Here is a 12,703-nt window from a genome sequence, read left to right on the forward strand (position 1 = left end):
TCTCGATATAGGTGTCCGAGCGGGGCACATAGGCCTCGGGCTGGTAGTAATCGTAATACGATACGAAATACTCCACCGCATTCTCGGGAAAGAAACCCTTGAACTCGCCGAAGAGCTGGGCGGCCAGGGTCTTGTTCGGTGCGAGGATGATCGCGGGGCGCTGGGTCGCCTCGATGATCTTGGCCACGGTGAAGGTCTTGCCGGTGCCGGTGGCGCCGAGCAGGACCTGGTTGCGCTCGCCGGAGGCGATGCCCGCGACCAGTTCGCCGATGGCGCCGGGCTGGTCGCCCGCAGGCTCGAAATCCGCACGCAGCACGAAGCGGCGGCCGCCTTCGAGCTTGTCGCGGGACGGCGATTCGGCGTCGGGGGGAATCGGGCGTGGTGCGGCCATGACGATCCTCGCATGCGGATCCGTCTCACTTGGGCCGACGGGTGGCGAAAGGCAAGGTTAACCGCTTCAGAACGCCGGGAAAATGCTCGGCTCATGGTGTAGGGCATTTTAGGTAACTAAACCCTTGCGTGTGCCTCCCGACTCGCGCTATACGGGTGTTGCAAGCAGCACAGTGGTCGTCGGCCGGGTGTGTACACCCACCCCACCCCTCGCTCCCTCACACTCGGACGACGACCCGCTGCTCGCGCAAATCCCCCGCACCGCGACCCTTGATCCCATCCGCCCGAGCGGCGATAACCGTGATGTCTTCAGGGGAGCCGGATCATGCTCGCGCGAATCTACCAGCCCGCCCGCAACGCCATGCAATCGGGGCAGGCCAGGACCCGCGACTGGGTGCTGGACTACGCGCCCGAAGATGCCAAGGCCATCGATCCGCTGATGGGCTGGACAGGCTCGGGCGACATGAAGGGCCAGCTGCGGCTCAGCTTCCCCGACCGCGAGGCGGCGGTGGCCTATGCCCGCAAGCACGGCATTCCCTTCCAGGTCTTCGACCCGAAGCGGCGCGCCTTCGTGCTGCGCCAGAACGGCTACGGGGACAATTTCGCCTCCCAGCGCCGCGTCCCCTGGTCGCATTGAGCGCGAGAATGCGCCGTCGCGGCGGAGCGGCCCCGTAGCTCAACCGGATAGAGCACCTGACTTCTAATCAGGATGTTGCAGGTTCGAGTCCTGCCGGGGTCGCCAGTTTCCGACGGTTCCATTGTGTTTTCAGTACCGTGCCAGTGGGGTTTCCAGGAACGTCCAGAGCGGTTTCCTGACTCGGTCCCTGTCCCACCCTTGGGGTCACGGCTCCGGCCGCTCCCTCGACCATCCGGCGGCGCGGCGCGCCGCTGGCGAGGTTCTCGGTTTCGGACAGGCTTTCGTGTGCCGTCCATGCGCCGGACCGGTGTGTCGGCTCGCGGCGGCGGTCGGCCGGCACAATCGCGTCCTCGGGCCCGATGTGTTTCAGGTCCACGCCGAGTTCGTCCGCCTTGCGGATGGCATCCTGGAAAGTGCGCGAGTTAGCTTGCGCTCTCCGTGTCCCGAGGCACGGCCGAGGGGCCGCAGGCATTCGGTCAGGCCGGCTCCACCGCAAGATCCTGCGCGCCTTCCCACAGAACTCTGCGGCCGAGTTCGGCAAGCCGTTCGAGACCGGATGTCAGTGTCAGGAAATGGTTCCCCGCCAGCTGTCCCATCTTCGAGGAGAAATCGACCGCGCCATAGGCCAGCAGGATCTCAGTCTCGCTGATCCCGCCGGGATAGAGCAGGAATTGGCCCGGGGCGGGGTGGCTGGTGTGGTTCTCGTAGCCGAGGCCGAAATCCTCGTCTCCGAGCGGAACCCAGACGCCCTCTCCGCTCCAGCGCACATGCACGAGCTGGCTCAGATAGGGAAGCCGCTTCCGGAAGGCGGCGACCGTCTTCGGGGCCTTCTCCCACTCCAGGCGGCCGTCGAACACCAGGCCGCCGGCGGTGATCTTCACGGTGTCGGTCATCGGATTCTCCTTCTCTTCCTATGGTTTCGTGGCTTCGCCCGGCCCCATCCGCAACGGCATCGGTCGCAATGCCGGTCCAGGCGGAGGGCAATGCACCCTTCGTCCCTCAACCCGAGCGCCGCCGAGGTCACGCCACTTCCGGAAGGGTCGTCGTCCGGTATTCGTGCTCGATCCTGCGCCCCGTCGCGGGATCGCTCATCCGCATGCGGAACCGCGCCGCCGGCCGCACCCCTCCCTTCGCGCCGAGGGTGCCGCACATCATGGCGGCGCCACCATTCGCGGCCAGCCGTTCCAGCCCGGCCCCCTCGATCAGCACGGCGAGGGGAAGCATCGCGGCGAGCGTACCCTGCTGATACACCACCCAGCCACCGGCTTCCTCGATCCAGCTCTCCAGCAGGAGGTCTTCCAGCCGGCCGGCGACCGCGTCCCAGGGCCAGAGTTCGTTCGCGCAGGGTTTCGCGCATATCTGCTTGGACAGAGCCACCGAATGCGCCTCGAGCGCGCGGTCGGTGTGGTCGGAGCCGAGGCCGAGCCAGCGGCGCCCGCCGGCCTGCACGACCAGGGGCTCGACCTCGCCGGAGGTGGCCTCTCCCACCACCTGGATCTCCGGGGCGGTGGTAAGCTGCGCCGCCGCGGCGCGATAGTAGAGCGGCGTCGCCGACGGCGGCTTGACGCCGATTGCGACCAGCTCCTCGATGTGATGCTGGATCGCCGCCTGATCGCGGCCGGTCCAGCCGGCGATGACCAGATCGCCGATGTCGAGATCGAGCGGGGCTCCGTCCATGGTGAACTGCATCTCTGGCTCCTTCATTGAATCCTGAGCCACCATGGCCTCGGCCATGGCGGGGTGATGCGCAGGGTCGCCTCAACCATAGCCCGAACCCGTCCGCGCCGGCCGGTCCCGGGCCAGTCGGGACGCCAGGGCGACCAGCACCAGCGTCACCAGCACGCTTGCCGCGAGGGCAGCCGCGAAAGCGGCGGTCGGACCGAGCGGCGGCAGCGCGATCGCCAGCACGAAGGCGAAGGCGGCGAGGCTCGCGATGCCGAGCATGGTCGCGCGCAAGGTGGCGACGGCGATCGCCGACCCCAGCCGCTGGTGCAGCGTCACCGAGATCACCGTCATGCCGATCGGATAGGCGATCAGGAAGCCGGCCCAGACCGGCCCCAGCCGATCCGCGGCCAGCGTCACCACCGCCACCAGCAGGCCGGCGGCCAGGCCGCGCAGGACCAGCGACAGGAAGCTGCCGCGCGCGCGCCCCGGGCCATGGGGCCTCAGGAAGCGGGTGGCGAGGTGGCGTGCCGCCAGCATCGACGCGGTGAAGATCGCCAGCCCCAGCCAGGGCGATGCCGGGACCAGGGAGAGAAGCGAGGCCGCCAGGAGCCAGGCGAGCACCGCCGCGCCGATCGCCGCCCGCGAGCGCTCGGCGACGGCCACGTAGCCCAGAATAAAGGCCTGCGTCGCCGCCAACGAGGTCAGCGCCGCGGCCGCGGCATCGGCGCTGAAGGCGAGGCTCTGGTCCCGGACCAGGAAGAAGAAGGCGGGGCCGATGACGATCGGCAATCCGGCCAGCGCGCCGCCGAGCTTCGGGCCGAGATGCTCGGCTGCGAGCGTGATGCCGACGACGATCGCGGCGGTGGCGAGGATCCGGACCGAAAGCTCGATCTCCAGCCCGAGGCTCATCGCGGCCGTCGGATCACTGCAGCGTGTCCGGGGTGCCGCATTCGAGAAACGCGCCCCGCCCCGCCTCGCCGACGCATTTGCCGCCGCGGATCACCACCTCGCCGCGCGAGAGCACGGTCTCGGGCCAGCCCGTCACCTGATGCCCCTCATAGGGGGTGTAGTCGACGTTGTGATGCAGCATCGCGTTCGTGATCGTCAACTGCCTGCCCGGATCCCAGATGGTGATGTCCGCATCAGCGCCGATCGCGATCGTGCCCTTGCGCGGCATCAGGCCGTAGAGGCGGGCCGGATTGGTCGAGGTCAGCTCGACGAACCGGCGCAGCGAGATGCGCCCCTTGAGCACCCCTTCCGAGAACAGGAGCGGCAGCCGGGTCTCCACCCCTGGAATCCCGTTCGGCACATGGGCGAAGCTGGCCCTCTCGCCGGCTACCTTCTTGCCCTGCGGGTCGTCGTAGCGGAAGGGGGCATGGTCGGAGGAGAAGACCTGGAAGGTGCCGTCCCGAAGGCCGCGCCAGACCGATTCCTGGCTCGCCCTGTCCCGCGGCGGCGGGCTGCAGATATGCTTGGCGCCCTCGAAGCCGTCGAGGTCGAGATCGGCGGCGGTGAGGAAGAGGTATTGCGGGCAGGTCTCGGCGAAGACACGGAGCCCCCGCTGGCGCGCGGTGGCGATCTGCTGCTGTGCCTCGCCGCCGGAGACATGGACCACCAGGACCGGCGCATCGACCACCTCCGCGAAGGAGATGGCGCGATGCGTCGCCTCGCGTTCGGCGATGGCGGGGCGGGCGGTCGCGTGATAGCGCGGCCCGGTGTTCCCGGCCCGCTCCAGCGCATCGGTCAGCCAGGCGATCACGTCCGAATTCTCGGCATGGATCATGGTCAGGGCGCCCTCGCGCCGCGCCAGCGCCAGGACCTCGAGGATCTGGCGGTCGTCCAGCTTCAGGTCGTCATAGGTCGTGTAGATCTTGAACGAGGTGTATCCGTCACGGATCAGCGCCGGCAGCTCCTGGCCCAGGACCTGCTCGGTCGGGTCCGTGACGATGAGGTGAAAGGCATAGTCGATGACCGACTTGCCGTTCGCCCGCTCGTGATAGTCGCGGACCGCCGCGCGCAGGCTCTGGCCCTTCATCTGACAGGCGAAGGGAATGACGGTCGTGGTGCCCCCGAAGGCCGCCGAGAGTGGCCCCGTGCCGAAATCGTCCGCCATGCGGGAGCCGTCGGAGGTCGGCTGGTCGAAGTGGCAATGCGCATCCACCCCACCCGGCAGGACCAGTTTCCCGGTCGCGTCGATCTCCTCTCCCTGGCGGGGGAGGTCGGCGGCGAGGGCGACGATGCGGCCGCCCCGGATGCCGATGTCGGCCTTGAACACCTCGGAAGCCGTTGCGAGGGTCCCGCCGCGGATCACGAGGTCATAGGGTACTGTCATGATCCGCCCCCTCAGCCGTACATGGTCCGCGGCAGCCAGGTCGCGATGCCGGGAAGCCAGATCAGCAGCAGCACGAAGAGGATCATGATGATGACATAGGGGAACGCCCCGCGGATGAGATCCGTGAACGGCCCGTCATCCTGGCGAACGCCATGCACCACGTAGAGGTTCATCCCCACCGGCGGCGTGATCATGCCGAGCTCGCACATGATGATGATGAAGATGCCGAACCAGACCGGATCGACGCCCATCGAGGTGACGACGGGAACGGCGATCGGAATCGTCAGGACCATCATCGACAGCACGTCCATGAACATGCCGAGCAGCACGTAGAAGACGATGAGCACCAGCAGCAGCTCAGTGGCCGAGAGGCCGAGCGAGGTCACCCAGTTCGTCGTCGTCTGCGCGACGCCGGTCAGCGACAGCGTCACGTTGAGGATGAAGGCCGCGAGCACGATCAGCAGCACCATTCCGGTCGTGCGGGCGGTCTGGATGAAGCACCGGCCGAAGAACTCGGCGCTGAGATGCCCGCCGATCGCGACGATGACGAGCGCGGTGACCACGCCGAGCGCGGCGGATTCGGTCGGTGTCGCGATCCCGAGATAGATCGACCCCATGACCACCAGGAAGATGATCGCCGGCGGAATCATCGCGCTCGAGGCGCGCAGCTTCTCCGCCAGGGGCACGTCCTCGATCTGGGTCGAGGTGTCGTTCCAGTTCCGGATCACGATCCAGAGCATGAAGAACACCACGAGCAGCAGCCCCGGGACGATCCCGGCCACGAAGAGCTGGCCGATCGAGGTCTCGGCGAGCGAGCCGTAGATCAGCAGGTTGACGCTCGGGGGGATCAGGATGCCCAGCGTGCCGCCGGCGGCGATGGAGCCCAGCGACTGCGCCTTGTCATAGCCCCGCTCGTTCAGGGACGGCGTGGCGACCGTGCCGATGGTGGCGGCGGTGGCCACCGAGGAGCCGGAGGTCGCGGCGAACATCGCGCAGCAGCCGATATTGGTGTGCAGCAACCCGCCCGGCAGGCGATTCAGCCAGAGCGCGGTGGCGCCGTACATCCTGTCGGCCATGCCGGAGCGCAGCATCAGCTCTCCGAGCAGGATGAAGAGCGGGATCGCCGTCAGGAGGTTGTCGTTCATCACCGACCACATGACCGGGCCGGTGCTGTCTACCAGGGGCCAGCCGAAGGCGAGCACGCCGCCGATCACGCCCATGATCAGCATCACCGAAGCGATCGGGATGCCCATGAGCATGATCACGAGCATGATCAGGAAGGCGACGGCGATTGTTGAGATTCCGACCATGATTCAGCGACGCTCCAGATCAGAGAGTTCTTCGGCCAGTTCCTCCTCGGCGGTCTTCGGATGGAATTCCTTGTTCAGGAGGTCGAACTGCCCGGTGAAGAGAAGGCGTGACGCGCGGGCGAAGGCCCAGAGTGACGCCGCGGTGAAGATGAGCATCGCGATGTACCAGACCGTCTGCGGATAGATCAGCGGCGTGGACCAGGCGGTCGGCGCGGTGGAATTGTAGCTCAGCGTGTCGCGGATCACCGACCAGATGTAGCGGGCGACGAAAAGGCCGAAGAGTGCCAGCGACAGCGCTGCCAGCCAGCTGAGGAAGGCCTGCACCTTGGGCGAGAACCGGCTGTAGAGCAGGTCGATGCGGATATGGGCGCGCTCCGAAAGCGCGATGGTGAAGGCGAGCGCGCCGCTGACGGCGAGCACGTAGCCGCCGAGCTCGTCGGCGCCCTGCAGCGAGGCGCCGAAGACCTTGCGCATGATGGTCTCCAGCGTCACGAAGAGCGACAGACCGATCAGGAGCAGGCCGAAGAGCCAGCTGGTGATGGTGATGAAACGATGCATGAGACCCCCCCTTGTGGAACCGAGGCCGCGGCCCGGTGAGGGGCCGCGGGCCGGTCGGCTTCGCCTAGTTGGCGACGCGCTTGCCGACGGTATCCATCCATGCCTGCGAGCATTCCTTGAAGGTCACGTCGCAGACTTCCGCCCAGGCGGGGAAAGACACGGCCATCAGCCCGTCGGAGACCACCGCGAGATCCGCGTCGGAGACCGGAGCCTCGGTGAGATTGAAGGGCTTGTTCAGCTCGCAGGGGGTCTTGCCGACGTTGCAGTTCATCGCATCGTCGTAGAGCTCCTTCGAATAGACCCAGATCTCGTCGACCAGCCCGTCGAAGGCCGCCTGGATCTGCTGCTGCTCTTCCGGGGAGAAGCTGTTCCAGGTGTCCAGGTTCATGCCGTAGCCCTGGATTGCGAAGCGGAAGGACAGCGGAAGCACGTGCGTGGTGACTTCCGGCCAGTCCGAGGCATTGGCCGAGCTCGGTCCGGTAATGGCGCATTCCACCACGCCGCGCGCCAGGGACTGATAGACCTCCGAGAAGCCCATCTGGACCGGAATGGCGCCGATCGATTCGATGAACTTCGAGAGCGTCTGGTCATCGGTGCGGATCTTGACCCCGTTGAGGTCGGAAAGCCCGCCGATCTCGCGGTTGCAGAACAGGACCTGCGGACCGAAGGGCCAGAGTCCGAGCAGCTTGGTATTGAAGTTTTCCTGAAGCTGCTGGTCCACGATGGGGCCGAATTCTGCCATCGTCTGCCGGCCGTTGTCGTAGTCGGTGTTCAGCCCCACCAGGTCGAGCCCCATGATGGAGGGCGCGTCGCGGCTGACCTGCTGCAGGCGCAGGGAAATGATGTCGAAGAGGCCGGACTTCAGGATGCGCAGCTCCTCGGCACCCTTGACGCCGGTCTGGTCGAGCGTCTGGAAGTTGGCGTTCACGTCGAGCCCGGTCTTCTCCGCGAAGCTTTGGAAGAAGGGTCCTTCCTTGTTTTTCTGGATCTCGCCCGTTGCGCCGGGCTGACCGAGCGCCTTGAGCGTCCGGGTATCGGCGGTGGCTGCCGTGGCCAGCAGACAGCTCAGCGCCATCGCGGTCAGGGTTGTCAGTTTCTTCATGTGCATCTCCTCCGTTGGCACAAGTTGGTCTTGATAAGGCCGCGCGATCAGTCGCTTTCCCGATCCAAGTGGCTCAGCATCTCCGGTGAGGCGTCGATCCTCCCGCTGACGAATTCGCCGACGAGAAAGCCCGTGCGCAGGACATGGTCGCGCATCAGCAGGCTCGCCCTCTGGATGTCCTTGTCGTTGATCGCCTGCATGAAGGCCTGGTGCTCTGACATCGCCTCGCTCCAGCGGCTCTTCGAATGCAGCGCGAAATATCGGACCCGCCGCGAGCGGGTCATCAGACCGGCATGCATGTCCCGCAGCACCGGGTTGCCGCAGAGCGCGACGATGCGGTTGTGGATGTCGAAATCCTTCTGGAAGCACTCCCGCCGCTGCTTCGCTTCGTAGAGGGCGATCATCCGGTCGTGCATCCGGTTGATCCGCGCGAGATCGGCCGGCGACATCCGCGCCATCGCCAGCTCCAGCGCGACCCGTTCGAGATTGGCCAGCACCTCGAATTGCTGCACCACCTCCTCCGCCGAGATCGTCGACACCACCGCGCCGCGGTTGGGATAGAAGTCGACCAGTCCCTCGACCTCCAGAACCCGAAGCGCCTCGCGCAGCGGGGTCCGGGAAATGCTGAAGAGCTCGCAGAGCTCGGCCTCGATCAGCCGGACGCCGGGCGCCAGTTCGCCGGCGATGATCATCTCGCGCAGCGTCTCGACCGCCTCGGCATGCAGCGAGCGCCGCCGCAGCGGCCGCTTGATGGGCAGGGTGGGGCGTACCGTTTCCATGGCAACAGTATCGCAACAAAACTCCTGCGATGGAAGAAAAATATATTGTTTAAAATCAAATAATTAATAGCATATTGCATACAATCATACAATTCTGCTATGCTGCCCTTGCCGAGAGAGGAAGGGATTCGCATGCCAGACGATCGAACGCTGATCGGCGTCCTGACGCCGTCGTCCAACACTGTGCTCGAACCGCTGACCAGCGCCATGATCGCGGATCTGCCCGACGTCTCCGCCCATTTCGGACGTTTCTCGGTGACCGAGATCTCGATGAACGAAGGCTCGCAGTCGCAGTTCGAGCTCGAGAACCCGCTCGCCGCCGCCCGGCTCCTGGCCGATGCGCGCGTGGACGCCATCGTCTGGAGCGGCACCTCGGCCAGCTGGCTCGGCTTCGAGCGGGACCGGGATCTCTGCGCCAGGATCGCCGCGGAGACCGGCATTCCCGCCGGGTCCTCGGTGCTCGCCATCAACGACCTCTTCGCCGCCGCGGGCGTGAAGACCTTCGGCCTGGTCAGCCCCTATGTGGAGGACGTACAGGAGCGCATCGTCGCGAACTACGCCCGCAACGGGCTGCAATGCGTGGCCGAGCGGCACCTGAACGAGACCGTGAACTACGCCTTCGCCGAATTCGACGAAGCCACCATCGCGGCCCAGATCCGCGCGGTCGCCGAGACCGGGCCGGATGCGATCACCGTGATGTGCACCAATATGCGCGGCGCGCGCATCGTGCCCGAACTGGAGGCGGAGCTGGGGATCCCGATCTTTGATTCCACCGCCGCCGCGGTCTGGACCGGAATGAAGCTGGCCGGCGACGACCCCGCCCGGATCCGGAGCTGGGGACGGCTCTTCGCGATGTGAGCGCCGAGCCGAAGAACGGGAGCCCCACATGACCGAACCCTGGACCCTGAGCATCGCCGAGCTCGCGGATCTCTTCCAGAGCGGCGAGACCGATCCCGTCGCCGTGGTCGAGGCGTTCCGGCGCCGCATCGCCGACCGGGATCCGGAGCTCAACTGCTACGTGGCGATGAACCCGACGCTCGACGCCGAAGCCCGCCGGAGCGCGGCGCGCTGGCGCGACGGCGTGCCGCTCTCCGCGCTCGACGGCGTGCCGATCGCGGTCAAGGACAACCTGGTCGCCGCCGGCATGCCCGCGACCTGGGGCAGCGCCGCCTTCGCCGACGACATCCGCGCCGCCGACGAGCTTCCGCTCGCGCGGTTGCGGGCCGCCGGGGCGATCGTACTCGGCAAGACCAACACGCCGGAATTCGCGGTCGACGGCTACACGAGCAACGCGCGCTTCGGCACGACCCGGAACGCCCTGAACCCGGCGCTGACCCCCGGCGGCTCCTCGGGCGGCTCCGCCAGCGCGGTCGCCGCCGGCATGGCCATGGCGGCGCTCGGGACCGACGGCGGCGGGTCGATCCGGCGGCCGGCCGGCTATACCGGGCTCTACGGGCTCAAGCCGGGCATCGGCGCGATCCCGCGCTCGGGCGGCCTGCCACAGGTCCTGCTCGATTTCGAGGTCGTCGGCGGGCTCGCCCGATCGGTCGCCGATCTGCGGCTGCTGCACGATTGCCTGGCGGGACCGGACCGCCGGGATCCGGCATCGCGGAGCTATCCGCGGGTTCCGGCCTCCGCCGGGCTGCTGCGCATCCTGCATGTGCCGACCCTCGCGAACCAGCCCTGCGACCGGGCCATCCTCGATGCCAGCGATCGTGCCGCCGAGACGATGCGGAGCCTCGGCCATCTGGTCCAGACGGCCGAGATGCCGGTGGACCTCGCGGCGCTGAACGCGATCTGGCCGCGGATCGCACGGATCGGACTGGCAAGGATGTTCGACGCCGCCCCGCATCTCGCCGCCCGGGCCTCGCCGCCCTATCTGGAGATGGCGGTGGAGGGCCGCAATATCCCGGCGGTGCAGCTCTGGGAGATCTTCGACATCGTCCGGGACCTGCGCAGGGACGCCGCGCGGATCTTCGCGGATTGGGATGTCGTGATGATGCCCTGCGCCGCCGCCCGCCCCTGGGCCGCCGCGACCCCCTATCCCGACACGATCGACGGCCGGAGCGTCGGCCCCCGTGGCCATGCGATCTATACCGGCTGGGTCAATGCCGCGGGCATCCCTGGCCTGGCCATTCCCGTCGGCCCGCCGGTGGAGGGCATCCCGGTCGGCCTCCAGCTCATCGCCGACATCGGGCAGGAGGACCTCCTGCTCGGCCTCGCTGCCGATCATGGGCGGGCTGCGCCATTGCAACCTGCCCGGCTGCGCGGATAGACCGACCTTGCAGGGACATGCGAAAGGGCAGGGGCGAGATGGGTGACGCGGCGTTCGTGCAGGAGGCGATCGACCTCGCCCGCGAAAACGTCGGCCGAGGCGGCCGTCCCTTCGGTGCGGTGCTGATCCGGGACGGCGAGGTGATCGTCCGCGCCGGCAACTGGCTGGAGGCCGATCACGACCCGACCGCCCATGCCGAACTGATAGCGCCCGGCGACGCCGGGCAGCCCGAGCTCGACCGCCTCTGGGCCGCGCGATCGGCGAAGACGGCCTAGGATCCGAAGATGACGAGCCTGGCGAATGCGCCTGCCTCGCGGCGAGCCGCGCTGGCCTTCCTCATCGTGGTGATCGCGCTCAACCTGCGGCCCTTCCTGGCCGCACCGGGCCCGATCCTGCCACATATCGCCGCGGACACCGGGCTCGGCCTCGGCGCCTTGTCGCTCCTGACCCTCCTGCCGATGATGCTGATGGGGATCGGGGCCTTCGCGTCGCCGCCGATCCAGGCCAGGATCGGCACGCGGCGCGGGCTTCTCTCGGCGCTGGCGTTGCTGTTCCTGGGGGGCGCGCTCCGGCTCTTCGCCGCGAACGGCATGCTCCTGATCGCGACGGCGCTCCTCTGTGGCGCGGGTGCGGCCTTCATCCAATCGGCGCTTCCGGGACTGATCAAGGAGAAGTTCCCCGCGAGCGTCGCGGGCATGACCGGGCTCTATTCCGCGATGATCATGACGGGCGGCGCCCTGGGCGCGCAGCTAACGCCGGCGCTGGTGGAAAGCGGCTGGCCCTGGACCTCGGCGCTGGCCGCCCTGTCGCTGCCCGTGCTCTTCGCCATGGCGGTCGCCGCCGGGCTCCTGTCGGAAACGCGGGTCGTCCGTCCCGAGCGCGGCCTGGTCACCCAGCTCCTCCGCCGGCGCAGAACCTGGGTCCTGATGGCGGCCTTCGGCCTGATCAACGGCGGCTATTCGTCGATGATCGCCTGGCTCGCGCCCTATTACCAGGCGCAGGGCTGGAGCAGCGCCGAGAGCGGCGTCCTGATCGCGATCATGGCGATCAGCCAGGGCTTCGGCGCCGTCGTCCTGCCGCTGCTCGCCCGCAACCGGACCGACCGCCGCCCCTGGCTCTGGACCAGCATCGCCATGCAGGCCGCAGGCTTCGCCGGACTGGTGCTCGCTCCGTCGGTGCTGCCGGTGCTCTGGGTGGTGCTCTGCGGCGTCGGACTGGCCGGCAGCTTCGCGCTCTGCCTAATCGTGGCGCTCGATCATCTTCCGAACCCCGCCCAGGCCGGCCCGCTCGCCGCGCTCATGCAGGGCGGCGGCTTCATCGTCGCGGCCACCCCGCCGCTCATCCTGGCGGGCATCCACCAGGCCACGGGAAGCTTCGCCGACGGCTGGATCATGCATCTCCTCTGGATCGCCACGGCCACCGTCCTCGTCGGCCGCTTCGTCCCGGAACGGTATCCGGAGGTCATGGGGCGAGACCTTGCCGGCGACCTGCTCGAGCCGGGCGGAGCGATTGGCCGCACATGACGATGGAAGATCGAGCGACTACTGTCTGATACCAGTGGATCTCACCTCCACGCCCGTTCCTTGCGCGGCCGAGGGGATCCAGCCCGATCGACCCGTGGCGATCGGGCCGCGCCGGCCCTGCCGGGGGCCGGC

At 67.7% G+C, this 12,703-nt stretch carries 14 protein-coding genes and 1 tRNA gene; 6 read left to right on the forward strand and 9 right to left on the reverse strand.

Annotated features, from left to right (window positions below; translation table 11 throughout):
* The coding region (locus tag V7050_RS11790) for a DEAD/DEAH box helicase family protein (RefSeq protein WP_324410571.1) at positions 1–391 on the reverse strand (391 nt) is incomplete at its 3' end.
* Positions 392–715: 324 nt separating this feature from the next.
* Here V7050_RS11790 and V7050_RS11795 point away from each other — a divergent pair.
* On the forward strand, positions 716–1,027 hold the full coding sequence (locus tag V7050_RS11795; RefSeq protein WP_324374985.1) for an ETC complex I subunit: 312 nt from the start codon (positions 716–718) through the stop codon (positions 1,025–1,027).
* 28 nt (positions 1,028–1,055) lie between these two features.
* Positions 1,056–1,132: transfer RNA gene (locus tag V7050_RS11800), tRNA-Arg, on the forward strand.
* A 371-nt stretch (positions 1,133–1,503) separates the two neighbouring features.
* Here V7050_RS11800 and V7050_RS11805 read toward each other — a convergent pair.
* From V7050_RS11805 to V7050_RS11840, 8 genes are all read right to left on the reverse strand, one after another.
* Positions 1,504–1,920: a DUF3830 family protein gene (locus V7050_RS11805; RefSeq protein WP_324374987.1), complete on the reverse strand. Its 417-nt coding sequence runs from the start codon at positions 1,918–1,920 to the stop codon at positions 1,504–1,506.
* Between the two features lie 127 nt (positions 1,921–2,047).
* Positions 2,048–2,761, reverse strand: coding sequence for a DUF2848 domain-containing protein (locus tag V7050_RS11810; protein ID WP_324410573.1), 714 nt, complete (start codon positions 2,759–2,761; stop codon positions 2,048–2,050).
* 24 nt (positions 2,762–2,785) lie between these two features.
* Entirely contained in the window at positions 2,786–3,601 is an 816-nt protein-coding gene (locus V7050_RS11815; protein WP_324374991.1) for a hypothetical protein, read from the reverse strand.
* A 13-nt stretch (positions 3,602–3,614) separates the two neighbouring features.
* Positions 3,615–5,024, reverse strand: a complete 1,410-nt coding sequence (gene hydA / locus V7050_RS11820) for a dihydropyrimidinase (protein ID WP_324374993.1) — start codon at positions 5,022–5,024, stop codon at positions 3,615–3,617.
* 11 nt (positions 5,025–5,035) lie between these two features.
* The gene (locus tag V7050_RS11825; protein WP_324374995.1) at positions 5,036–6,334 is read right to left on the reverse strand and encodes a TRAP transporter large permease; all 1,299 of its coding nucleotides are present in this window, start codon (positions 6,332–6,334) and stop codon (positions 5,036–5,038) included.
* A 3-nt stretch (positions 6,335–6,337) separates the two neighbouring features.
* Positions 6,338–6,892 (reverse strand): TRAP transporter small permease subunit, encoded by a 555-nt coding sequence (locus tag V7050_RS11830; protein ID WP_324374997.1) that lies wholly within the window; start codon positions 6,890–6,892, stop codon positions 6,338–6,340.
* 64 nt (positions 6,893–6,956) lie between these two features.
* Positions 6,957–7,994, reverse strand: a complete 1,038-nt coding sequence (locus V7050_RS11835) for a TRAP transporter substrate-binding protein (protein ID WP_324374999.1) — start codon at positions 7,992–7,994, stop codon at positions 6,957–6,959.
* Positions 7,995–8,041: 47 nt separating this feature from the next.
* Positions 8,042–8,773 carry a GntR family transcriptional regulator gene (locus V7050_RS11840; protein ID WP_324375000.1) on the reverse strand — a complete coding sequence of 244 codons (732 nt, stop codon included), beginning with the start codon at positions 8,771–8,773 and terminating at the stop codon, positions 8,042–8,044.
* Positions 8,774–8,905: 132 nt separating this feature from the next.
* On the opposite strand from V7050_RS11840, the gene V7050_RS11845 reads away from it, so the two are divergent.
* From V7050_RS11845 to V7050_RS11860, 4 genes are read left to right on the forward strand one after another with little or no spacing between them, the layout of a single operon-like run.
* The gene (locus V7050_RS11845; RefSeq protein ID WP_324375002.1) at positions 8,906–9,631 is read left to right on the forward strand and encodes a maleate cis-trans isomerase family protein; all 726 of its coding nucleotides are present in this window, start codon (positions 8,906–8,908) and stop codon (positions 9,629–9,631) included.
* Between the two features lie 28 nt (positions 9,632–9,659).
* Positions 9,660–11,048 carry an amidase gene (locus V7050_RS11850; RefSeq protein ID WP_324375004.1) on the forward strand — a complete coding sequence of 463 codons (1,389 nt, stop codon included), beginning with the start codon at positions 9,660–9,662 and terminating at the stop codon, positions 11,046–11,048.
* Positions 11,049–11,086: 38 nt separating this feature from the next.
* Positions 11,087–11,323, forward strand: coding sequence for a hypothetical protein (locus V7050_RS11855; protein ID WP_324375006.1), 237 nt, complete (start codon positions 11,087–11,089; stop codon positions 11,321–11,323).
* A 9-nt stretch (positions 11,324–11,332) separates the two neighbouring features.
* Positions 11,333–12,571: an MFS transporter gene (locus tag V7050_RS11860; RefSeq protein ID WP_324375008.1), complete on the forward strand. Its 1,239-nt coding sequence runs from the start codon at positions 11,333–11,335 to the stop codon at positions 12,569–12,571.
* The last annotated feature ends 132 nt before the right edge of the window (positions 12,572–12,703 follow it).

Source organism: Amaricoccus sp. (assembly GCF_036846665.1).
Taxonomy (GTDB): domain Bacteria; phylum Pseudomonadota; class Alphaproteobacteria; order Rhodobacterales; family Rhodobacteraceae; genus Amaricoccus.